This window comes from Cedecea sp. FDAARGOS_727 (assembly GCF_012273235.1).
GTDB classification, from domain to species: Bacteria; Pseudomonadota; Gammaproteobacteria; order Enterobacterales; family Enterobacteriaceae; genus Cedecea; species Cedecea davisae.
The window spans coordinates 1122014-1144545 of the sequence record NZ_CP050966.1; the positions used below are offsets into that span (position 1 = coordinate 1122014).

At 55.1% G+C, this 22532-nt stretch carries 16 protein-coding genes; 9 read left to right on the forward strand and 7 right to left on the reverse strand.

Features of this window, described 5'->3' with window-relative positions:
- Nucleotides 1–57 precede the first annotated feature (57 nt).
- The 3 genes from polB (at nucleotide 58) to rluA (ending at nucleotide 6325) form a co-directional block, all read left to right on the forward strand.
- Nucleotides 58–2460 (forward strand): DNA polymerase II, encoded by a 2403-nt coding sequence (gene polB, locus FOC35_RS05395; RefSeq protein WP_172568368.1) that lies wholly within the window; start codon nucleotides 58–60, stop codon nucleotides 2458–2460.
- 162 nt (nucleotides 2461–2622) lie between these two features.
- Nucleotides 2623–5529: an RNA polymerase-associated protein RapA gene (gene rapA / locus FOC35_RS05400; protein WP_172568369.1), complete on the forward strand. Its 2907-nt coding sequence runs from the start codon at nucleotides 2623–2625 to the stop codon at nucleotides 5527–5529.
- A 136-nt stretch (nucleotides 5530–5665) separates the two neighbouring features.
- Nucleotides 5666–6325: a bifunctional tRNA pseudouridine(32) synthase/23S rRNA pseudouridine(746) synthase RluA gene (rluA, locus tag FOC35_RS05405; protein WP_172568370.1), complete on the forward strand. Its 660-nt coding sequence runs from the start codon at nucleotides 5666–5668 to the stop codon at nucleotides 6323–6325.
- A 28-nt stretch (nucleotides 6326–6353) separates the two neighbouring features.
- On the opposite strand, the gene djlA is transcribed toward rluA, so the two are convergent.
- A complete protein-coding gene (gene djlA, locus FOC35_RS05410) occupies nucleotides 6354–7169 on the reverse strand; it encodes a co-chaperone DjlA (protein ID WP_016534863.1) in 816 nt (271 codons plus the stop codon).
- A gap of 182 nt (nucleotides 7170–7351) precedes the next feature.
- Here djlA and lptD point away from each other — a divergent pair, with 182 nt between their 5' ends.
- The 6 genes from lptD to apaH are packed head-to-tail and all read left to right on the forward strand — an operon-like array spanning nucleotide 7352 to nucleotide 14106.
- The gene (gene lptD, locus FOC35_RS05415) at nucleotides 7352–9715 is read left to right on the forward strand and encodes an LPS assembly protein LptD (RefSeq protein ID WP_172568371.1); all 2364 of its coding nucleotides are present in this window, start codon (nucleotides 7352–7354) and stop codon (nucleotides 9713–9715) included.
- A 58-nt stretch (nucleotides 9716–9773) separates the two neighbouring features.
- On the forward strand, nucleotides 9774–11066 hold the full coding sequence (surA, locus tag FOC35_RS05420; RefSeq protein ID WP_016534861.1) for a peptidylprolyl isomerase SurA: 1293 nt from the start codon (nucleotides 9774–9776) through the stop codon (nucleotides 11064–11066).
- Nucleotides 11059–12048, forward strand: a complete 990-nt coding sequence (gene pdxA, locus FOC35_RS05425) for a 4-hydroxythreonine-4-phosphate dehydrogenase PdxA (protein WP_172568372.1) — start codon at nucleotides 11059–11061, stop codon at nucleotides 12046–12048. Before surA ends, pdxA begins: the two co-directional genes overlap by 8 nt.
- Nucleotides 12045–12869 (forward strand): 16S rRNA (adenine(1518)-N(6)/adenine(1519)-N(6))-dimethyltransferase RsmA, encoded by an 825-nt coding sequence (gene rsmA, locus FOC35_RS05430; RefSeq protein WP_016534859.1) that lies wholly within the window; start codon nucleotides 12045–12047, stop codon nucleotides 12867–12869. Before pdxA ends, rsmA begins: the two co-directional genes overlap by 4 nt.
- Nucleotides 12870–12872: 3 nt before the next feature.
- Complete coding sequence (gene apaG / locus FOC35_RS05435; RefSeq protein ID WP_016534858.1) at nucleotides 12873–13250, forward strand: Co2+/Mg2+ efflux protein ApaG; 378 nt, start codon at nucleotides 12873–12875, stop codon at nucleotides 13248–13250.
- Nucleotides 13251–13254: 4 nt separating this feature from the next.
- Nucleotides 13255–14106, forward strand: coding sequence for a bis(5'-nucleosyl)-tetraphosphatase (symmetrical) ApaH (apaH, locus tag FOC35_RS05440; protein WP_172568373.1), 852 nt, complete (start codon nucleotides 13255–13257; stop codon nucleotides 14104–14106).
- A gap of 35 nt (nucleotides 14107–14141) precedes the next feature.
- On the opposite strand, the gene folA is transcribed toward apaH, so the two are convergent.
- From folA to carA, 6 genes are all read right to left on the reverse strand, one after another.
- Entirely contained in the window at nucleotides 14142–14621 is a 480-nt protein-coding gene (gene folA / locus FOC35_RS05445; RefSeq protein WP_172568374.1) for a type 3 dihydrofolate reductase, read from the reverse strand.
- Between the two features lie 204 nt (nucleotides 14622–14825).
- Entirely contained in the window at nucleotides 14826–16688 is a 1863-nt protein-coding gene (gene kefC, locus FOC35_RS05450; protein WP_172568375.1) for a glutathione-regulated potassium-efflux system protein KefC, read from the reverse strand.
- Nucleotides 16681–17241, reverse strand: a complete 561-nt coding sequence (gene kefF, locus FOC35_RS05455; RefSeq protein WP_342341888.1) for a glutathione-regulated potassium-efflux system oxidoreductase KefF — start codon at nucleotides 17239–17241, stop codon at nucleotides 16681–16683. Before kefF ends, kefC begins: the two co-directional genes overlap by 8 nt.
- A 73-nt stretch (nucleotides 17242–17314) precedes the next feature.
- Nucleotides 17315–17548 (reverse strand): YgdI/YgdR family lipoprotein, encoded by a 234-nt coding sequence (locus FOC35_RS05460; protein ID WP_016534852.1) that lies wholly within the window; start codon nucleotides 17546–17548, stop codon nucleotides 17315–17317.
- 138 nt (nucleotides 17549–17686) lie between these two features.
- Nucleotides 17687–20911 carry a carbamoyl-phosphate synthase large subunit gene (gene carB / locus FOC35_RS05465; protein ID WP_172568376.1) on the reverse strand — a complete coding sequence of 1075 codons (3225 nt, stop codon included), beginning with the start codon at nucleotides 20909–20911 and terminating at the stop codon, nucleotides 17687–17689.
- Nucleotides 20912–20929: 18 nt separating this feature from the next.
- Nucleotides 20930–22078 (reverse strand): glutamine-hydrolyzing carbamoyl-phosphate synthase small subunit, encoded by a 1149-nt coding sequence (gene carA, locus FOC35_RS05470; RefSeq protein ID WP_039899097.1) that lies wholly within the window; start codon nucleotides 22076–22078, stop codon nucleotides 20930–20932.
- Between the last annotated feature and the right edge of the window lie 454 nt (nucleotides 22079–22532).

The following is a 22532-nucleotide window of genomic DNA, read 5'->3' on the forward strand; positions in this document are numbered from 1 at the left end:
GATGGTTTGCGGCATCGCTCGACAACACTGTATATAAATGCAGTAATCACCCGCAAAATGGACTATAATCGAAGCACTTTTCCTGAGAGAGAATGCAGCGTGTCTCAAGCTCGTCAGGGGTTTCTGCTGACCAGACACTGGCGGGATACTCCACGCGGAACCGAAGTTGATTTCTGGCTGGCCACCGATGCTGGCCCGCAAAAAGTGCGCCTGCCGCCGCAGGAGTCCGTGGCTTTTATTCCGCAGGCACAGCTGGCGCAGGCGCAGCGTTTGCTGGCAGGCGAAAGCCAGTTCCGCCTCACTCCGCTTGAGCTAAAAGATTTCCACCGTCAGCCGGTGGCCGGTCTTTATTGCCACCAACACCGCCAGCTCATCAGGTTTGAGAAACTGCTGCGGGACGGCGGCGTAACGGTTTACGAAGCGGACATCCGCCCGCCGGAGCGTTTCCTGATGGAGCGCTTTATCACCGCCCCGGTCTGGTTCAGCGGCCAGCCTCAGGGCGAAGTGCTGCTCGACACGCGCCTGAAGCCGGCCCCGGAATATCGCCCGCCGCTGAAATGGGTATCGCTGGATATCGAAACCAACCGCCACGGCGAGCTTTACTGCATCGGCCTTGAGGGCTGCGGTCAGCGCCACGTCTACATGCTGGGGCCGGAGAACGGCGAGGCCTCCAGTTTGGATTTCACGCTGGAATATGTTGCCAGCCGCCCTCTGCTGCTTGAAAAGCTCAACGCCTGGTTTGCCGAACACGATCCCGACGTCCTGATAGGCTGGAACGTGGTGCAGTTCGACCTGCGGGTGCTGCAAAAAATGGCAGAACGCTATCAGGTACCGCTGCGGCTGGGCCGTGGCAACAGCCTGCTGGAATGGCGCGAGCACGGTTTCAAACAGGGCGTATTCTTCGCCCAGATTGCCGGGCGGGTAATCATCGACGGTATTGAAGCCCTGAAATCCGCATTCTGGAATTTTTCCTCTTTTTCTCTGGAAACCGTCTCACGCGAGCTGCTGGGAGAAGGCAAATCTATCGATAACCCATGGGAGCGAATGGATGAGATCGATCGCCGCTTTGCCGAGGATAAGCCCGCCCTGGCAACCTATAACCTCAAAGACTGCGAGCTGGTTACGCGGATTTTCCATAAAACCGAGCTGATGCCGTTCCTGCTGGAGCGCGCTTCGGTGAACGGACTGCCTCTGGACAAGCACGGCGGCTCGGTAGCGGCATTCAGCCATCTCTATTTCCCGCGTATGCACCGCGCCGGTTATGTCGCACCTAACCTTGGTGAAGTGCCGCCGCAGGCAAGCCCCGGCGGCTACGTTATGGATTCCCGCCCCGGGCTGTACGACTCGGTGCTGGTGCTGGATTATAAAAGCCTCTACCCGTCTATCATTCGCACCTTTTTAATCGATCCTGTCGGGCTGGTCGAAGGCACCGCGCAGCCGGACTCCGTGCACGCTGTTGAAGGTTTTATTGGCGGGTGGTTCTCCCGCGAAAAACACTGCCTGCCGGAAATAGTCGGCCAAATATGGCACGGCCGAGACGAAGCAAAACGCCGGGGCAATAAACCTCTGTCCCAGGCGTTGAAAATAATCATGAACGCCTTTTATGGCGTGCTGGGCACCAGCGCCTGCCGCTTTTTCGATCCCCGTCTTGCCTCATCGATCACCATGCGTGGACATGAGATCATGCGCCAGACCAGGGAATTAATAGAAGCCTGCGGGTATGACGTGATTTATGGCGATACGGATTCAACCTTTATCTGGCTTAAAAAGGCACACACCGAGCAGGATGCGGCGCGCATCGGTAACCAACTGGTTGAGCACGTTAATAACTGGTGGCGCGAGCACCTGAAGAACACACAAAACCTCAGCTGTGCGCTGGAGCTGGAGTACGAAACCCATTTCAGCCGTTTCCTGATGCCGACCATCAGAGGAACGGATCAGGGCAGTAAAAAACGCTATGCCGGGATGATTCAGGAGGGCGACGCTCAGCGCATGGTGTTCAAGGGGCTGGAAACGGTGCGCACGGACTGGACGCCCCTCGCCCAACAGTTCCAGCAAACGCTGTACCTGCGGATTTTCCGCAACGAGCCCTATCAGGATTATATTCGTGAGACGATTGCCAGCCTGATGGCGGGCGAGCTGGACACCCAGCTGATTTATCGCAAAAGGCTGCGCCGCCCGCTAAGTGAATACCAGAAAAATGTCCCGCCTCACGTCCGCGCCGCCCGACTTGCCGACGAACATAACCAACGGCTTGGGCGCCCGGCGCAGTACCAAAACCGCGGTACAATAAAATATGTGATGACGCTAAACGGCCCCGAGCCTGTGGATTACCAGCAGGCCCCTCTGGATTACGATCATTACCTGACGCGCCAGCTACAGCCGGTGGCCGAAGGGATTTTGCCCTTCCTTGAGGATGACTTTGCTACACTGATGACGGGGCAAATGGGGCTATTTTAATAGACTCGGGGTGTGACAAGCAGGTGACGAATCCGTTGCCATCCAGTACCATAGCGCCCTTCTCCGAATCCATAGACCCAATTTTAAACGACTGCGCCCCTTGTGCGCGGTAGTCATGCTATTGCCTGCAAATTTAAGTCACTGAAATAGAGCCGAAAACTTATGCCTTTTACACTTGGTCAACGTTGGATCAGCGATACCGAAAGCGAACTGGGACTGGGAACCGTTGTGGCGCTCGATACGCGCATGGTTACTCTGCTATTCCCGGCAACGGGTGAAAATCGTCTGTATGCCAGAAATGACTCGCCTATCACCCGCGTGATGTTTAACCCGGGCGACATCATTACCAGCCATGAAGGCTGGCAGCTAAAAGTTGATGAAGTTAAGGAAGAAAAGGGTTTACTCGCCTACCTTGGTACCCGCCTCGACACCGAAGAACAAAGCGTTCTGCTACGCGAAGTGTTTCTCGACAGCAAGCTGGTGTTCAGCAAGCCTCAGGATCGCCTGTTTGCCGGGCAAATCGACCGCATGGACCGTTTTGCGCTACGTTTTCGCGCGCGCAAATATCAGAGCGAACAATCTCGCCAGATCTGGAGCGGACTGCGCGGCATGCGCACCAGTCTTATCCCGCACCAGCTGAATATTGCCCACGATGTAGGCCGCCGCCATGCGCCGCGCGTCCTGCTCGCCGATGAAGTTGGCCTGGGCAAAACCATCGAAGCCGGGATGATAATCCACCAGCAACTGTTGGCAGGCAGCGCCGAGCGTGTGCTTATCGTGGTGCCGGAAACCCTGCAACATCAGTGGCTAGTTGAAATGCTGCGCCGCTTCAACCTGCGTTTCGCCCTGTTTGATGACGAACGCTATGCCGAAGCCCAGCACGACAGCAGCAATCCGTTTGATACCGAACAGCTGGTCATCTGTTCGCTCGACTTTGTGCGCCGCAGCAAACAGCGCCTTGAAAACCTGTGCGAAGCGGAATGGGATCTGCTGGTTGTCGATGAAGCCCACCATCTGGTGTGGAGCGAAGACGCACCGAGCCGCGAATACCAGGCCATCGAACAGCTGGCCGAACACGTACCCGGCGTGCTGCTGCTGACGGCAACGCCGGAACAGCTGGGAATGGAAAGCCACTTTGCGCGTCTGCGCCTGCTTGATCCTAACCGCTTCCATGACTTCGAGATGTTCGTTGAAGAGCAGCAGCATTACCGTCCGGTTGCGGACGCCGTTGCTCTGCTGCTGGCGGGCGATCGCCTGACTGACGAGCAGCTCAACACCATGGGCGAGCTTATCGGCGAGCAGGATATCGAGCCGCTGCTGCAAACCGCCAATAGCGATCGCGAAGGCAGCGAGGCCGCTCGTCAGGAGCTGATCTCTATGCTGATGGACCGCCACGGCACCAGCCGCGTGCTGTTCCGTAACACCCGTAACGGCGTGAAAGGCTTCCCGAAACGCGAACTGCATACCATTCGCCTGCCGCTGCCAACGCAGTATCAAACGGCAATTAAAGTTTCCGGCATCATGGCGGCGCGCAAGTCCGTTGAGGAACGCGCCCGCGATATGCTTTATCCGGAGCAGATTTATCAGGAATTCGAAGGCGATACCGGCACCTGGTGGAACTTCGATCCGCGCGTCGAATGGCTGATGGGCTACCTGACCAGCCACCGCTCGCAAAAAGTGCTGGTTATCTGTGCCAAAGCCGCCACCGCGCTACAGCTTGAGCAGGTTCTGCGCGAGCGCGAAGGCATTCGTGCCGCCGTGTTCCATGAAGGCATGTCAATTATCGAACGCGACCGCGCAGCCGCCTGGTTTGCGGAAGAAGACACCGGCGCTCAGGTCCTGCTGTGCTCCGAAATCGGCTCTGAAGGGCGTAACTTCCAGTTTGCCAGCCAGTTGGTGATGTTTGATCTGCCGTTTAACCCGGATCTGCTGGAACAGCGTATCGGCCGCCTCGACCGTATCGGCCAGGCGCACGATATCCAGATCCACGTTCCTTATCTGGAGAAAACCGCGCAGTCGGTACTGGTTGACTGGTATCACGCGGGCCTGGATGCCTTCGAGCATACCTGCCCGACCGGCCGCACCATTTACGATAGCGTCTACCCGCAGCTTATCGAGTACCTTGCCTCCCCGGAAAATACCGAAGGCTTTGATGGTCTGATTAAACAGTGCCGCGAGCAGCACGATGCGCTGAAAATTCAGCTTGAACAGGGCCGTGACCGCCTGCTGGAGATCCACTCTAACGGCGGCGAAAAAGCCCAGGCGCTGGCACAGGCTATTTCAGAGCAGGATAACGATACCAACCTCGTTAGCTTTGCGATGAACCTGTTCGACATCGTCGGTATCAATCAGGACGATCGCGGCGACAACATGGTTGTGCTGACGCCGTCCGACCATATGCTGGTGCCGGACTTCCCGGGCCTGCCGGAAGATGGCTGCACCATTACCTTCGAACGTGATGTGGCGCTTTCGCGCGAAGACGCGCAGTTTGTTACCTGGGAACACCCGATCATCCGTAACGGCCTGGATCTGATCCTTTCCGGCGATACCGGGAGCTGCGCCCTGTCTCTGCTGAAGAACAAGGCGCTGCCGGTAGGCACGCTGCTGCTTGAGCTGGTCTACGTTGTTGAGGCGAAAGCGCCTAAACAGTTGCAGCTTAACCGCTTCCTGCCGCCAACGCCGGTGCGTATGCTGGTTGATAAAAATGGCACCAACCTTGCGGCACAGGTGGAGTTTGAAAGCTTCAACCGCCAGCTAAGTGCGGTTAACCGCCACACCGGCAGCAAACTCGTCAATGCGGTGCAGCCCGACGTTCATGCCATTCTGCAACTGGCCGAAGAGAAAGTCGCCAGCGCAGCACGAGAGCTGATCGACTCTGCTCGCGAAGAGGCCGATGAGAAACTGAGTGCGGAACTGTCGCGTCTGGAAGCGCTGAAGGCGGTCAACCCTAACATCCGTGATGACGAACTTGCGGCAATTGAAAGCAACCGTCAGCAGGTGATGGAAGCCCTGAGCCAGGCTAACTGGCGCCTGGATGCGCTTCGCCTGATTGTCGTTACCCACCAGTAAATAGACGTCGCTTTACTCAAACCATTCGAGTTGTAGCAAAGCGGCAAAAGAAAGCATTCCCGGTCGCTGACTTGAGCCAGTGACCGGGATAAACAAGAGCAGCAAACTCAGCTGTGACTTGAAGGATGCAGAGTAAATGTTGATGGAACCGTACAACCCGCCAACTGAACCGTGGCTGCACATCCTTTACCAGGATGAGCACATCATGGTGGTCAACAAGCCCAGCGGCCTGTTGTCGGTTCCCGGGCGTCTTGATGAGCACAAAGACAGCGTAATGACGCGCGTCCAGCGCGACTATCCGCTGGCAGAATCGGTCCATCGGCTTGATATGGCGACCAGCGGCGTTATTGTTGTCGCGTTAACCAAAGCGGCGGAGCGTGAACTCAAACGCCAGTTCCGCGAACGCGAGCCGAAGAAGCAGTACGTGGCTCGCGTTTGGGGCCATCCGCAGCCGGAGAAAGGCATGGTGGATTTGCCGCTGATTTGCGATTGGCCAAATAGGCCTAAGCAGAAGGTGTGCTACGAAACAGGGAAAGCGGCTCAGACGGAATATCAGGTGCTGGAATACGCAGCGGATAATTCCGCCCGCGTACAGCTAAAACCGATTACCGGGCGCTCGCACCAGCTGCGTGTCCATATGCAGGCGCTCGGGCACCCGATCCTTGGTGACCGCTTCTACGCCACGCCTGAGGCGCTGGCAATGGCACCTCGTCTGCAACTGCATGCCGAAATGCTTACCATAAGCCACCCAAGCTTCGGTACGCCAATGACGTTTAAAACACCTGCTGACTTTTAACTAAAAGCCTCCGAATGGAGGCTTTTTTCTACTTGAACCCTTTCGTCGTTTTAATCAGGTCGTAAGCACCCTGAATTTCCTGCGCTTTCTGCTTCGCCATCTGCATCATTTCCGGCGGTAACCCTTTTGCCACCAATTTATCCGGATGATGCTCGCTCATCAGCTTACGGTAGGCACGCTTGATGACCGTCGGCTCATCGGAGCTTTTCACCCCCAGCACATTGCAGGCGTCCTCAAGCGTTGGGCCTCGCTGCTGCTGAGAGAAGCCGCCCTGTGACTGCTGCTGATACTGCCCGCCGCCAAACTGCTGGCCGCCCTCCATCATGCGCAGGAACTGGTCAAACTGGCCGCGAGAAATCCCCAACTCTTCGGCAATGACATACAGCACCTGCCGCTCATTCGGATGCAATGAACCGTCGGCGAACGCCGCCTGGATTTGGATTTCCAGAAACATCCGAATAAGATCGGAGCGGCCAAAACACACGGTGCGCATCTGACGCATTTTTTCACGCAGCGGGTAGCCGTTCTCTTTACCGTCCCGGAAGGCTCTTTGCGCCGCAGCGCGCGCTTCACCGTGGAGCTGCATGCGGTCCATAAGTAAAGAAGCGATTTGGATATCCGCCTCGGTTACTCTGCCTTTCGATTTGGTGAGATGCCCCATCACTTCAAAAGTGGTAGAAAAAAACAGCGCCTGACGCTGCTGCTGGTTGGCAAACCAGGCGCCACGGCGGCTGCGCGCCTTATCGAACATATGGCCGATAAGAAACCCAATCACCACACCCCAGAAGCCGCCGCCCGAGATTAACCCCAAAGCAACACCCACTACTTTTCCCCAATACCGCATATACTCCCCAAATCGTCATGCCGTCGTCTAGAATTTGCTTTATCATACCCGCCATTGATAGCGGTGCCTAACGGCATCCTGCTGAACGGGCTGGATTAACACTAGCGCTGTGGTGATGAGTACGTTAGTCTCTGACCGTTTGCCTTCGCTATACCCTGATGACGGAACAACAAATAACACGTATGAAAAAACGTATTCCCACCTTGCTGGCCACCCTGATTGGCTCAGCGCTTTATAGCCAACAAGGTATGGCTGCCGACCTTGCCTCGCAATGTATGCTGGGTATCCCAAGCTACAACCGTCCTTTGGTTCAGGGCGATGGCAACAACCTTCCGGTAACTATCCAGGCCGATCATGCCAAAGGAAATTACCCGGATAATGCCGTATTTACCGGCAATGTTGACATTCAGCAGGGGAATAGCCGTCTGCAGTCTGACGAAGTCCAGCTGCATCAGAAGCAGGTTGAAGGCCAGCCGGACCCGGTACGCACCGTCGATGCCCTGGGTAATGTGCATTACGACGATAATCAGGTCATCCTGAAAGGTCCGAAAGCGTGGTCGAATTTAAATACCAAAGATACTAACGTCTGGAGCGGTGATTACCAGATGGTAGGTCGTCAGGGCCGCGGAACTGCGGACCTGATGAAGCAGCGCGGCGATAACCGCTACACCATCCTCGAGAACGGGACATTTACCTCCTGTCTGCCCGGCTCCAATACCTGGAGCGTGGTCGGAAGCGAAGTTATTCAGGACCGTCAGGAAGAAGTCGCCGAGATCTGGAACGCCCGCTTTAAGCTCGGCCCGGTGCCGGTCTTTTATAGCCCTTACCTGCAGTTGCCGATTGGCGACAAACGCCGCTCAGGCTTCCTGATCCCAAGCGCTAAATACAGTACCAACAACGGCATCGAGTTCGCACTGCCGTACTACTGGAACATTGCGCCTAACTTCGATGCCACCATTACGCCGCACTACATAGACAAACGCGGCGGCATTCAATGGCAGAATGAGTTCCGCTATCTGACCCAGGCGGGTACAGGCTTGATGGAGTTTGATTACCTGCCGTCAGACGATGAATACAAAAACGAACCTGGCGTTGCTTCAGGGGAAAAAGACCGCCGCTGGCTGTTCTACTGGAACCACAGCGGGGTGATGGATCAGGTATGGCGTTTCAACGTTGACTATACAAAAGTCAGCGACTCCCGCTACTTTAACGACTTTAGTTCTAAGTACGGCTCCAGCACCGACGGCTACGCGACGCAAAAATTCAGCGTCGGATACGCTAACCAGAATTTTGACGCAACATTGTCCGCCAAACAGTTCCAGGTCTTTGCTAATCAGCTTGGGGCGGGTACCAGCTCTTACCGCGCAGAGCCGCAGCTGGACGTTAACTTCTACCAGAACGATGTGGGCCCATTTGATACCCGTATTTATGGCCAGGCGGTTAAATTCACCAACGTGAATGACAATATGCCGGACGCCACGCGTCTGCACCTGGAGCCGGTTATCAGCCTGCCGCTGTCGAACGGCTGGGCAAGCCTGAATACCGAAACCAAGCTGATGATGACCCATTATCAGCAGGGCAATCTCGACAAGTACAAAGAAAAGATTAACTCAGCCAGTACGCTGGAGAGTTCCGTCAACCGCACGCTGCCGCAGTTTAAAATGGACGGCAAGCTGATCTTCGACCGCGATATGGACTCCGTAGCCGGCTGGACTCAGACCCTGGAGCCGCGTGCCCAGTATCTGTACGTGCCTTACCGCAACCAGAGCAACATCAATAACTACGACTCCTCGCTGTTACAGTCGGACTACAGCGGGCTATTCAGGGACCGTACCTACGGCGGCCTGGACCGTATTGCTTCCGCCAACCAAATGACTACCGGCGTCACTTCTCGCGTTTATGATGATGCTTCGGTTGAACGTTTTAATATTTCCGCTGGTCAAATCTACTATTTCACCCAGTCCCGTACCGGAGATGACAACATCAACTGGGAGAAAGATAAAAGCACCGGCTCAATGCTCTGGGCCGGTGACACCTACTGGCGTATGACGGATCGCTGGGGCCTGCGCGGCGGCGTGCAGTATGACGCGCGCCTGGGCAACGTAGCAACCGGCAGCGGCGCGATTGAGTATCGTCGCGATTCAGATCGCATGGCGCAGTTAACCTATCGTTATGCCAGCCCGGAGTATATTCAGGCGACGTTGCCAGCATATTCTTATGCCGAGCAATATAAAGAAGGGATCTCGCAGGTAGGTATGGTAGCCAGCTGGCCGATAGTCGATCGCTGGTCGGTAGTCGGGGCTTACTACTATGATACCAATGCCAGACAGTCCGCTGACTCTATGTTTGCCGTCCAGTACAGCTCTTGTTGCTATGCAATTCGTGTTGGTGTCGAACGTAAAATCAACGGCTGGGAAAATAACCAAAGCAAATACGATAACGTAATCGGCTTTAACATCGAGCTACGCGGCCTTAGCTCCAACTATGGCCTGGGTATCCCGCAGATGCTGCGTTCTAACATTCTGCCGTACCAAAGCTCGATGTAATTCACTTTGACGAATACTCTAAATAATCCGCTTTGCGGCTAAGTAAAATGGAAAAAGTATGAAGAACTGGAGAACGCTGCTTCTTGGTGTCGCACTGGTGGCAAACACGGCTTTTGCTGCCCCACAGGTTGTCGACAAAGTAGCCGCCGTAGTCAATAACGGCGTAGTCCTTGAAAGTGATGTTGATGGCTTAATGCAGTCGGTGAAAATGAATTCACGGGATGCGGGCCAGCAGCTTCCTGACGATGCTACCCTGCGTCACCAAATTCTTGAACGCCTGATTATGGACCAAATCATCCTGCAGATGGGCCAGAAAATGGGCGTCAAGATTACCGACGATGAGCTCGATCAGGCTATCGCCAACATCGCCAAACAGAACAATATGACCATGGATCAGATGCGCAGTCGTCTGGCCTATGACGGCGTGAACTACAACACTTATCGCAGCCAGATTCGTAAAGAGATGACGATTTCGGAAGTGCGTAATAACGAAGTTCGCCGCCGCGTAACTATCCTGCCTCAGGAAGTGGACTCTCTTTCCCAGCAGGTTGGCAACCAGAACGACAGCAGCACCGAGCTGAACCTCAGCCACATCCTGATTGCTCTGCCGGAAAACCCAAGCTCTGCTCAGGTTGACGATGCGGAAAAACAGGCGCGTAACGTAGTTGAACAGGCTCGCGGCGGCGCCGACTTCGGCAAGCTTGCCATCAGCTATTCTGCCGATCAGCAGGCGCTGAAAGGCGGCCAGATGGGCTGGGGCCGTATCCAGGAGCTGCCTTCTATCTTCGCGCAGGCATTAAGCACCGCGAAAAAAGGCGATATCATCGGCCCAATTCGTTCCGGCGTTGGCTTCCACATCCTGAAAGTTAACGATCTGCGCGGCCAGAGCCAGAATATTTCGGTTACGGAAGTTCATGCTCGCCATATCCTGCTGAAAACCTCGCCTATCATGAACGATGCCCAGGCGCGTCAGAAGCTGGAGCAGATTGCCGCCGATATTAAGAGCGGAAAAACCACTTTTGCCGCTGCGGCAAAAGAGTTCTCCGACGATCCTGGCTCTGCGAACCAGGGCGGTGACCTGGGCTGGGCGGCAACGGATATCTACGATCCTGCCTTCCGCGATGCCCTGCAGAAGCTGAATAAAGGCCAGATGAGCGCTCCGGTGCACTCTTCCTTTGGCTGGCACCTGATTGAACTGCTGGATACCCGCAAAGTGGACAGAACCGATGCCGCACAGAAAGACCGTGCTTACCGCATGCTGTTCAACCGCAAGTTCTCTGAAGAAGCGCAAACCTGGATGCAGGAACAGCGTGCCAGCGCTTACGTGAAAATCATAGGCAGCAATGGCTAACATTTCTCGTGTGACCATCACTCCCGGCGAACCCGCCGGGATTGGTCCCGACCTGGTCGTCGCGTTGGCGCAACGCGACTGGCCCGTTGAACTGGTCGTCTGCGCTTCCCCGGATCTTTTACTCGATCGCGCCGCTCTGCTCGGCCTTCCCCTTACCTTAATGCCTTTGCAAGCCGGTGCACCCGCTATACCGCAGGCTGCCGGTACGCTCACCGTGTTACCCGTTGAACTCCGCGCGCCGGTGGTTCCAGGGCAGCTCGACGTGCGTAACAGCGCCTATGTGGTCGAGACGCTGGCTCGCGCCTGCGACGGCTGTATGAGCGGGGAGTTTGCCGCGCTGATAACCGGCCCGGTACACAAAGGCATAATCAACGATGCCGGTATTCCTTTTATCGGCCATACCGAATTCTTTGAAGAACGCTCCCACAGCGAAAAAGTCGTGATGATGCTGGCAACGGAGGAGCTGCGCGTTGCGCTGGCCACCACCCACCTGCCGCTGAAAGCGATTTCTGACGCCATTACGCCAGATTTACTACGCCAGATAGTCACCATCCTGTATCATGACCTGCAAACCAAATTTGGTATCCCGCAGCCGCACGTTCTGGTCTGTGGTCTCAACCCGCACGCCGGGGAAGGTGGCCATATGGGCACCGAAGAGATAGACACCATTATTCCGGTGTTAAATGAGATGCGAGCTTTGGGAATGCACCTTTCTGGCCCGTTACCGGCAGATACGCTATTCCAGCCCAAATACCTCGACCACGCCGATGCTGTGCTGGCGATGTACCACGATCAGGGGCTGCCGGTGTTGAAATACCAGGGCTTCGGCCGAGCGGTAAATATCACGCTGGGATTACCTTTTATCCGCACTTCGGTTGACCACGGCACTGCGCTTGAACTTGCAGGCCAGGGTAAAGCCGAAGTCGGCAGTTTTATTACGGCGCTTAATCTCGCCATCAAAATGATTACTAATAGTCAATGAATACTCGAGTCCACCAGGGCCATCTTGCCCGCAAACGTTTTGGACAAAACTTCCTTAATGATCAGTTCGTTATCGACAGTATTGTCTCCGCTATCAACCCACAGCCCGGCCAGGCAATGGTCGAAATCGGGCCAGGCCTCGGTGCATTAACCGAGCCGGTGGGTGAGCGCATGGATAAAATGACCGTTATCGAACTGGACCGCGATCTCGCCGCCCGTTTGCAGACGCATCCGTTCCTTGCTCCTAAGCTGACGATTTATCAGCAGGATGCGATGACAATGGACTTCGGTGCGCTTTCGCAGGAAATCGGCCAGCCGTTGCGCGTCTTCGGCAACCTGCCGTATAACATCTCTACGCCGCTGATGTTCCATCTTTTTACCTATACTGATGCTATTGCAGACATGCACTTCATGCTGCAAAAAGAGGTGGTTAACCGCCTGGTCGCCGGGCCAAACAGCAAAGCGTATGGCCGCCTGTCGGTGATGGCGCAGTATTACTGCAACGTTATCCCGGTGCTGGAAGTGCCGCCTACGGCGTTCACCCCGGCGCCAAAAGTAGACTCAGCCGTAGTGCGCCTGGTCCCTCATGCAACTTTACCGCACCCGGTAAAAGAGCTGCGTGTTCTGAGCCGCATCACGACAGAGGCGTTTAACAAGCGTCGTAAAACCATTCGCAACAGCCTGGGCCATCTGTTTAGCCCGGAGGTCATGGCGGAGTTGGGAATTGATGCGACGCTGCGTGCGGAAAATATTTCCGTTGCTCAATATTGCAAGCTTGCAAACTATCTGGCTGACAACCCTCAGCAGCCGTCGGAGAGCTAAACCATGCTTGATTCGCCCCGCGTATGTGTTCAGGTACAAAGCATTTATATTGAGTCGCAGTCTTCTCCGGAAGACGAGCGTTTCGTGTTTGCCTATACCGTCACTATTCGTAATGTGGGGCGAACGCCGGTTCAGCTACTCGGCCGTTACTGGCTTATCACCAACGGTAACGGTCGGGAAACCGAAGTACAGGGCGAAGGCGTGGTCGGCGAGCAACCGCTGATTGAGCCGGGCAATGACTACCAGTACACCAGCGGAGCGGTTATCGAAACGCCGCTCGGCACCATGCAGGGCCATTATGAAATGGTTGATGCTCAGGGTGAGGCCTTCCGGGTCGAAATTCCCGTTTTCCGTTTAGCCATCCCAACATTCATTCACTGATACAATGTCTACATATCTGATAGGCGACGTTCACGGCTGCTACGATGAACTGGTCGCATTGCTACAGCAGGTTAATTTCAAACCTGAAGAAGATACGTTATGGCTGACCGGGGACCTGGTCGCACGTGGCCCTGCTTCGCTGGAAGTCCTGCGCTATGTCCGCAGCCTCGGCGACAGCGTGCGCCAGGTGCTGGGCAATCACGATCTCCATCTGCTGGCGGTTTTTGCCGGCATCAGCCGTAATAAACCCAAAGATCGCGTGACTCCGTTACTGGAAGCGCCGGATGCGGACGAGTTGCTCAACTGGCTGCGTCGCCAGCCGCTAATCCAGGTGGATGAAGACAAAAAGCTGGTGATGGCCCACGCGGGTATTACGCCGCAATGGGACATCAGCACCGCTTTGGCCTGTGCTCGCGACGTGGAGGCCGTGCTCTCGAGCGACAGCTATCCGCTGTTCCTCGACGCCATGTATGGCGATATGCCAAATAACTGGTCCGACTCACTTACCGGTCTCGCTCGTCTGCGTTTTATCACCAACTCGCTCACCCGCATGCGCTACTGCTTCCCGAACGGGCAGTTGGATATGTACTGCAAAGATACGCCGGAGAAAGCACCTTCTCCGCTGAAACCCTGGTTTGCTATCCCGGGTCCTGTTACGGCTGAATATTCCGTTGCGTTTGGCCACTGGGCATCGCTGGAAGGTAAAGGCACACCGGAAGGGATTTATGCCCTGGATACGGGCTGCTGCTGGGGAGGGGATCTCACCTGCCTGCGCTGGGAAGATAAAGCCTGGTTCGTGCAGCCTTCAAACCGCCAGCAGGAAGGGGATGAAGGCCAGGCGGCCGTCGCCTCTTAATAATCAGCCCTCCCCCAGTGGGAGAGGGCTAAGTTCTAGCGGCGTTCCAGAATTTCGAAGCAGTAGCCGTGCGAGTTATTTTCATCGGCATCGTGGAACTCGCTAAAGGTAGACTGCCACTCGTCCGGGCTGTAGTCCGGGAAGTGAGTATCGCCTTCAACTTCTGCATCAATATGGGTCAGATACAGGCGCTGTGCTTTTGGCAGGAATTGTTCGTAAACGCGCCCGCCGCCAATCACCATAATCTCTTCAGCGTCACCGCAGGCTTTAATCGCCTCTTCTATCGAAGTCACCCACTCAACGCGCTCATCGTTACCTGGCTTGCTGCTGATAACAATGTTTTTACGGCCAGGAAGTGGACGACCGATAGACTCCCAGGTCAGGCGCCCCATAACAACCGGCTTGTTTAACGTATTGCGTTTAAACCAGGCCAGGTCGGCAGGTAAATCCCAGGGCATGGCGTTTTCCATGCCGATAACACGATCTACCGCTAAAGCAGCAATGAGACTGATCATTTATATAACCTAAGGGTAAGCAAAAAAATTGCCGCCACTATACGGAAAGCGCAATCTTTCGTCGACAGGGGGCGTGGCCGGTAACGAGAATTTTTTTTATTCTGCTGGGCCAGACACGCCGCCGTTTTCAACAGCAGGATATGGAACAAGGGGTTAGCATGAACCCCCTTTCTTTACAGGGAAAGTAAATATTTTTCAGCAATATTACTCTGCCGGTTTGGCCGGGGGTTCATCCGCCAGTTTGCCGCTATGCAGCCCCTCTTCCGTCCCCTGCCAGCCGTGGCGCTGGATCACATTCAAATGCGCCCGATCTTCGTTGATGACCTCGGTAAGCATGGCACTATTGCGTTTGAACACGTCGGCCCTGTCGGCCGACATATCGTCAGTCGGCACCATTTCTTCCAGCATTTGCAGGTTGAAGCGACGGAAGTGATCGGCCCTTTCTCTTGCCTCGTACTTTCCTACGCCTAAACCTTCCAGTGCGCGTCGCCCAATCTTCAGAGAGCTTTCAAACGTTTCACGTTCCGGCTGCTCAACGCCAGCCTGACGCAGGCGGATGTAGTGATTAATGTCGCGAGCACGAGCAAGGATTTGCAGGTGTGGAAAATGTTCCTTCGCCAACTCGGTAAGCTGCATATTCGCCTCAGGATCGTCGATGGCGTTAATCAGCACCTCGGCTCCAGCCGCTCCGGCAGACTCCAGTAAATCAACACGAGTAGCATCGCCATAAAACACTTTAGTGCCAAATTTACGCAGCGTTTCAATGTGGTCTGGATCGTGATCCAGGATGACGACATTAACCCCACTGGTCAGTAATAAACGGCCTGCTATCTGCCCGAAGCGACCGAAACCGGCAATAATCACCCTCGGCTGCTCTTCATCAATTTCGTCGGCCTCTCCCGCCTGCTCGTTTCCCGTCTTCTCTAGCCGGTTCAGCAAAACCAGCAGCAGAGGCGTTGCCGCCATCGACAGGGCAACCGCAAGAGTGAGCGACTTCGCCCAGCTGTCGTCCAGCACCTGCGCCATATGCGCCGCGCCGAAGATAACAAAGGCGAACTCACTTCCCTGCCCGAGCAGTACGGCAAACCAGCGGCGCTGCCTGCGTGGAACCTTCAGCGGCTTAGCCACCAGCCAAAGCATCAGCATTTTAATCGCCAGGAAACCGACCAGCAGAGCCAGAATGCGCAACGGATCTTCCAGCAAAGTGCCGAAGTCGATAGACATCCCTACGCCGATAAAGAACAGCCCAAGCAGCAGGCCCTTAAACGGTTCGATATCGCTTTCAAGCGCGTGACGGTATTCGGAGCTGGCCAGCAGGACACCCGCAAGAAACGCCCCCATCGCCATCGACAGCCCGGCTTCTTCAAGCAGCAGGCCGAAGCCGAAGACCAGGAATAGCGCAACGGCACTGAACACTTCACGTAGCCCGGATCGAGCGACAAAACGCAGCGCCGGACGAGTGACGTAGCGGCCCAAAAGCACCACCAGCGCCAGCGCGGCCACAACCTTAAGGGCAGAAATAGAAAAAGCGGCGAAGGTCATCGTGCCGCCGCTGCTGGCCAGCAGCGGGATCATCGCTACCAGCGGGATCGCGGCGATATCCTGGAACAACAGCACCGCAAACGCGCTACGCCCCATCGGCGTAACGGTCAGGTTACGTTCGTTCATCGCCTGCATGGCAATAGCGGTGGAAGAGAGCGCAAGCGTCAGGCCTATCAATACCGCAATCTTCCAGTCCAGCCCCATCACTATACAGAATGCGCCAAGTGCCAGACCGCAGGCCGCCATTTGTAAAAAGCCGCCGCCAAACACCGAAGCACGTAGCGTCCACAATCGTTGAGGATCCAGCTCCAGGCCAATGACAAACAGCATCAGCACGACGCCAATTTCGGCAAAATGCAGAATGCTTTCCGCATCCGTTACCAGCCGTAATCCCCAGGGGCCGATAATACAACCGGCGATCAGATACCCGAGCACGGAGCCAAGACCGAGGCGAACCGCAATCGGAACAATAAGCGCCGCTGACCCCAGATAAATCAGCGCCTGAATCATGCTATGGCTATCCACGGCGAGCCTCCTGCCAGTCCATCAGGCGCTGCTTATATTCATCCGCCTGGCGAGCGAGGGTGAACTCATCGCAAACAAAGGTGAAGTGAATAGCGAAATTTGGCAGCCAATTCATGCCGCAATAGAGCGCGGTAGCCTGTAGCGGCTGAGCAAGCACGTCAAAACCGGGGTGATCCCCAAGCTCAAAATGCTTCTCGCTGCCGCCGGTGGTCACGGCCCACATCACGTCTTTACCGTGTAGCGCTTTGCCACCCTTGCCGTAGGCCCAGCCATGTGCCAGAACTTTATCTATCCACAATTTCATCAGCGGCGGCGTGCTGTACCACTGCATCGGATGCTGCCAGATAATCAACTCGGCACGGCTAAGCGCCTGCTGTTCGGCGGCGATATCAATATTAAAATCGGGATAAAGGTCGTAGAGGGAGCGAACCTCTACCCCCGGCAACGTTTTCGCTCGCTCAATCATTTGCCGGTTGGCGTGCGAATGCTGGGGGTAGGGATGCGCATAAATAATAAGGATCATTGTTAGCCTGTCTTCACTACTGCATTTAATGACAGTGAGTTTAGTCACATAATCGACAGGCTAACAGTCAATATTGCTGAGCGTGCTGCGGGAGATTTCTGAATTAATTGTCCAGCTCGCTCATCTCTTTCACCTGATCCCGGTTGATCTGCTCGGTTTTACCGGTTTCAGCGTTTTTGTAAGAGACCAAGCCAGTATCTTTATCGACCTGCGGTTTCCCGTCGGTAACGATGGTTTTGCCATCGCTGGTTTTAACCGACTGATTGGACGAACAGCCGGCCACGGTCATCAGAGTAGCAGCGGCAAAGAGTGAAGCAAATAGCATATGTTTTTGCATGGTGTTCTCCCAGCATGTTAGTTATTTCCAGTTGTGTGCTGATTAACTGTAGTCTAACGCTCTGGGATTAGATCGAAAATGGCCTCTTTTCAGAGGCCATTGGCGTTACTTTCGGAACATTCTATTAGGCTGGTTTAATCAGACCTTAATCTGAGCGTGCATTTCCTGTACCGAAATTACTTTTTCGGTCGCATCGGCATTCAGCGCCATTGCGGTGGCAAAACCGCCGTTCAGGGTAGTGTCGTAATGCACCTTGTATTGCAGAGCACTGCGGCGGATGAGTTTGGAATCCTCAATCGCCTGGCGGCCAGCGGTGGTGTTGATGATGTAGGTGTACTCGCCATTCTTGATACGGTCCTGAATGTGAGGGCGACCTTCATGCACCTTGTTCACCAGGCGCGGGTTAATCCCGGCTTCGCCCAAAACGATTGCCGTGCCGTGGGTTGCATCCAGCTCAAAGCCCTGTTTAAGCAGCTTAGCGGCCAGGTCTACCACGCGCTCTTTATCCCCTTCGCGTACCGAAAGCAGCGCGCGTCCTGGTTTACGCATCGTGGACTGGCTACCCAGCATTGCTTTAGAGAACGCCTCTGCGAAAGTACGGCCCACGCCCATCACTTCCCCGGTAGAGCGCATTTCAGGCCCTAACAGCGGGTCAACGCCCGGGAATTTGTTGAACGGCAGCACCACTTCTTTCACCGAGTAGTACGGCGGGATAGTTTCTTTGGTCATACCCTGCTCGACCAGCGTTTTGCCGGTCATTACGCGGGCGGCCACTTTCGCCAGCGGTACGCCGGTCGCCTTGGAGACAAACGGTACGGTACGTGCCGCACGTGGGTTCACCTCAATCAGATAAACTTCGTTGTCCTTCACCGCAAACTGCACGTTCATCAGGCCGCGCACCTGTAGTTCGAAGGCTAACTTCTGTACCTGCTGACGCATCACATCCTGAATTTCCTGGCTCAGCGTATAGGCTGGCAGAGAACAGGCGGAGTCGCCGGAGTGAACGCCTGCCTGCTCGATATGCTCCATGATGCCGCCAATCAGCACGGTCTCGCCGTCGCAGATTGCATCAACATCCACTTCAACCGCATCGTCAAGGAAGCGGTCAAGAAGCACCGGCGCGTCGTTGGAGACGCTAACCGCGGTCTGGAAGTAGCGGCGTAAATCCACCTCGTCATAGACGATTTCCATTGCGCGGCCACCAAGGACATAAGAAGGGCGAACCACCAGCGGGTAACCAATCTGAACCGCTTTCTCAACGGCCTGCTCAATAGCGGTCACGGTGGCGTTAGCTGGCTGTTTCAGCTTCAGGCGCTCAACCGCATGCTGGAAGCGCTCGCGGTCTTCGGCACGGTCGATAGCATCCGGGCTGGTGCCGATAACCGGTACGCCGGCGGCTTCCAGCGCACGCGCAAGTTTCAGCGGAGTCTGGCCGCCGTACTGGACGATAACGCCCTTTGGCTTCTCAACGCGGACGATTTCCAGCACATCTTCGAAAGTAACCGGCTCGAAGTAGAGGCGGTCGGAAGTGTCGTAGTCGGTGGAGACGGTTTCCGGGTTGCAGTTAACCATGATGGTTTCGTAACCATCTTCGCGCAGCGCCAGGGAGGCGTGTACGCAGCAGTAGTCAAACTCAATGCCCTGGCCGATACGGTTCGGCCCGCCGCCCAGCACCATGATTTTGTCACGGTCGTTGTTCGGGTTTGCTTCGCACTCATCTTCATATGTGGAGTACATATAAGCGGTGTCGGTAGCAAATTCAGCGGCGCAGGTATCTACGCGCTTGTAGACCGGGTGGAGGCCATATTGCTCGCGCAGTTTACGGATTTCCGCTTCACGCACGCCAGCCAGTTTAGCCAGGCGCGCATCGGCAAAGCCTTTACGCTTCAGCATACGCAGGAAGTCGTGGTTCAGGCCGGTAATACCGATTTCCGCTACCTGCTCTTCCAGGCGAACCAGCTCTTCAATCTGCACCAGGAACCAGCGGTCGATGTTGGTCAGGTTGAACACGCCGTCAACGGAGAGACCCGCGCGGAAGGCGTCAGCCACATACCAGATACGCTCCGCGCCAGCATCTTTCAGCTCGCGGCGGATTTTGGTCAGCGCTTCCGGGTCATCAAGGTTAACTTTCGGGTCAAAACCGGTAGCGCCGACTTCCAGACCGCGCAGCGCTTTCTGCAGCGACTCCTGCTGGGTCCGGCCAATCGCCATCACTTCACCCACGGATTTCATCTGGGTGGTCAGGCGGTCGTTAGCACCGACGAATTTCTCGAAGTTAAAGCGAGGAATTTTAGTCACAACGTAGTCGATGGACGGCTCGAACGAAGCCGGAGTGCGGCCGCCGGTGATGTCATTCATCAGCTCGTCGAGGGTGTAACCCACCGCCAGTTTCGCCGCCACTTTAGCAATCGGGAAGCCGGTTGCTTTAGAAGCTAGCGCCGAAGAGCGGGATACGCGCGGGTTCATCTCGATGATAATCAGGCGGCCAGTTTTCGGGTTAACCGAGAACTGAACGTTGGAGCCGCCGGTTTCCACACCGATTTCACGCAGGACCGCCATCGAGGCGTTACGCATGATTTGGTATTCTTTGTCGGTCAGGGTCTGAGCCGGAGCAACGGTGATGGAGTCGCCGGTGTGGATGCCCATCGGGTCTAAGTTTTCGATAGAGCAGACGATGATGCAGTTGTCGTTTTTATCGCGAACCACTTCCATCTCGTACTCTTTCCAGCCAATCAGCGACTCGTCAATCAGCAGCTCTTTGGTTGGGGAAAGATCCAGACCGCGTTCGCAAATCTCTTCGAACTCTTCGCGGTTATAGGCGATACCGCCGCCGGTGCCGCCCATGGTAAAGGAAGGACGGATGATGCACGGATAGCCCACATCGGCGGCAACCGCCAGCGCTTCTTCCATATTGTGCGCAATACCGGAACGAGCGGTGTCGAGGCCGATTTTTTTCATCGCGATGTCGAAACGACGGCGGTCTTCGGCTTTATCGATAGCATCAGCTGTGGCGCCAATCATGGTGACGCCAAATTCTTCCAGCACGCCCTGACGCTCGAGTTCCAGCGCGCAGTTCAGCGCAGTCTGGCCGCCCATCGTAGGCAGCACCGCGTCCGGGCGCTCTTTCTCAATGATTTTGCGAACCACTTCCCAATGAATCGGCTCGATATAAGTGGCATCGGCCATTTCAGGGTCAGTCATGATGGTGGCCGGGTTAGAGTTCACCAGGATAACGCGGTAGCCCTCTTCACGCAGCGCTTTACACGCCTGAGCACCGGAGTAGTCGAACTCACACGCCTGGCCGATAACAATCGGGCCAGCGCCGAGGATCAGGATGCTTTTTATATCTGTACGTTTTGGCATTTTCTTTAGCTCCTGATTTTATTTGGCGGTAGAACGGTATTGCTTAATCAAATCGATAAAGTGGTCAAACAGCGGCGCGGCATCGTGCGGCCCCGGGCTTGCTTCAGGGTGCCCCTGGAAACTGAACGCGGCTTTATCGGTGCGGTGGATGCCCTGCAGGGTGCCGTCGAACAGCGATTTATGGGTCACGCGCAGGTTGGCAGGCAGCGTGGTTTCGTCAACCGCAAAACCGTGGTTTTGAGCGGTTATCATCACGCAGTCTTTATCCAGATCTTTTACCGGATGGTTGCCGCCGTGGTGACCAAACTTCATTTTCACGGTGTTTGCGCCGCTCGCCAGCGCCAGCAGTTGGTGACCGAGGCAGATGCCGAACACAGGAATATCGGTTTCCAGGAAAGATTTAATCGCGCTGATAGCGTAATCACACGGTGCCGGGTCGCCGGGACCGTTGGAAAGGAAGATACCGTCAGGATTCATCTTCAGCACTTCTTCAGCTGGCGTTTGCGCAGGAACAACAGTCAGGCGGCAGCCTCTGTCTACCAGCATGCGCAGGATATTGCGCTTTGCGCCGTAATCGTAAGCCACAACGTGGAACGGCAAATCTTCTGCTTTTGCGGCTTCCGGCAGGTCGTGCTCCAGCGTCCAGCTCCCCTGCTGCCAGGCGTAAGCTTCTTTAGTAGTGACTTCTTTTGCCAGATCCATACCGTTCAGGCCCGGGAAGGCTTTTGCCTTTTCCAGCGCCAGCGCCGCATCAACGTTATCACCAGCAATAATGCAGCCATTCTGTGCGCCTTTCTCACGCAGCAGGCGGGTCAGTTTGCGGGTATCAATATCGGCAATCGCCACGATGTTATGGCGCTTAAGGTAAGAAGAAAGGTCTTCGGTGCTGCGGAAGTTGCTGGCAATCAGCGGCAGGTCACGGATGACGAGGCCTTGCGCATGTACCTGGGAGGATTCTTCATCGGCTTCATTGGTGCCGACATTACCGATATGAGGATAAGTAAGAGTGACTATTTGGCGGGAGTAAGAAGGATCAGTGAGGATTTCTTGATAACCGGTCAATGAGGTATTGAAAACGACTTCACCCACTGCCGTACCCGATGCCCCAATGGCCCGACCGTGGAATTGGGTTCCGTCTTCCAGAACCAACAGCGCTGACTTAATCAAAACGTCCTCCAGGGAATAAACATTCAACTTATTCGCATATTAATTCAAAACCAGTTCCTGAATCAAATGCAAAAGCGTCTGCCTTTCGGATTTTTGGCAAACGGCGGCATTCTAGGGACTGGCTGGGCAAAAGTCTACCTTATCGCGAAGTTTTTCTGTGTATTTTAGCGCTCAGAGCAAAAAGATCTGATTTGAAGGTCAAAATAGCCAGCTAACAAAGGAAAAGTAATCGGTTGCTGACCATGAATAGTGGGAAAGTGGTCGTAACAGCGTAAAAAAGTAGACCAAATGGTCAAAATTAACAACACCACAACACAAAAATGAACGATAAGTTATTTTTATAACGATCTAAACTTAAAATTAAAATCAAACCCATTAAATTAAGACAATAAAAAAGGGCAATAAAATATTGCCCTGACAATCAATAGATTACGATTGAAACAACCACATCACT

Excerpts from the sequence above, each read along its gene's own strand:
- polB (WP_172568368.1), top strand. The coding sequence starts at position 58 with ATGGACTATAATCGAAGCACTTTTCCTGAGAGAGAATGCAGCGTGTCT.
- rapA (WP_172568369.1), top strand. The coding sequence starts at position 2,623 with ATGCCTTTTACACTTGGTCAACGTTGGATCAGCGATACCGAAAGCGAA.
- rluA (WP_172568370.1), top strand. The coding sequence starts at position 5,666 with ATGTTGATGGAACCGTACAACCCGCCAACTGAACCGTGGCTGCACATC.
- djlA (WP_016534863.1), bottom strand. The coding sequence starts at position 7,169 with ATGCGGTATTGGGGAAAAGTAGTGGGTGTTGCTTTGGGGTTAATCTCG.
- lptD (WP_172568371.1), top strand. The coding sequence starts at position 7,352 with ATGAAAAAACGTATTCCCACCTTGCTGGCCACCCTGATTGGCTCAGCG.
- surA (WP_016534861.1), top strand. The coding sequence starts at position 9,774 with ATGAAGAACTGGAGAACGCTGCTTCTTGGTGTCGCACTGGTGGCAAAC.
- pdxA (WP_172568372.1), top strand. The coding sequence starts at position 11,059 with ATGGCTAACATTTCTCGTGTGACCATCACTCCCGGCGAACCCGCCGGG.
- rsmA (WP_016534859.1), top strand. The coding sequence starts at position 12,045 with ATGAATACTCGAGTCCACCAGGGCCATCTTGCCCGCAAACGTTTTGGA.
- apaG (WP_016534858.1), top strand. The coding sequence starts at position 12,873 with ATGCTTGATTCGCCCCGCGTATGTGTTCAGGTACAAAGCATTTATATT.
- apaH (WP_172568373.1), top strand. The coding sequence starts at position 13,255 with ATGTCTACATATCTGATAGGCGACGTTCACGGCTGCTACGATGAACTG.
- folA (WP_172568374.1), bottom strand. The coding sequence starts at position 14,621 with ATGATCAGTCTCATTGCTGCTTTAGCGGTAGATCGTGTTATCGGCATG.
- FOC35_RS05460 (WP_016534852.1), bottom strand. The coding sequence starts at position 17,548 with ATGCAAAAACATATGCTATTTGCTTCACTCTTTGCCGCTGCTACTCTG.
- carB (WP_172568376.1), bottom strand. The coding sequence starts at position 20,911 with ATGCCAAAACGTACAGATATAAAAAGCATCCTGATCCTCGGCGCTGGC.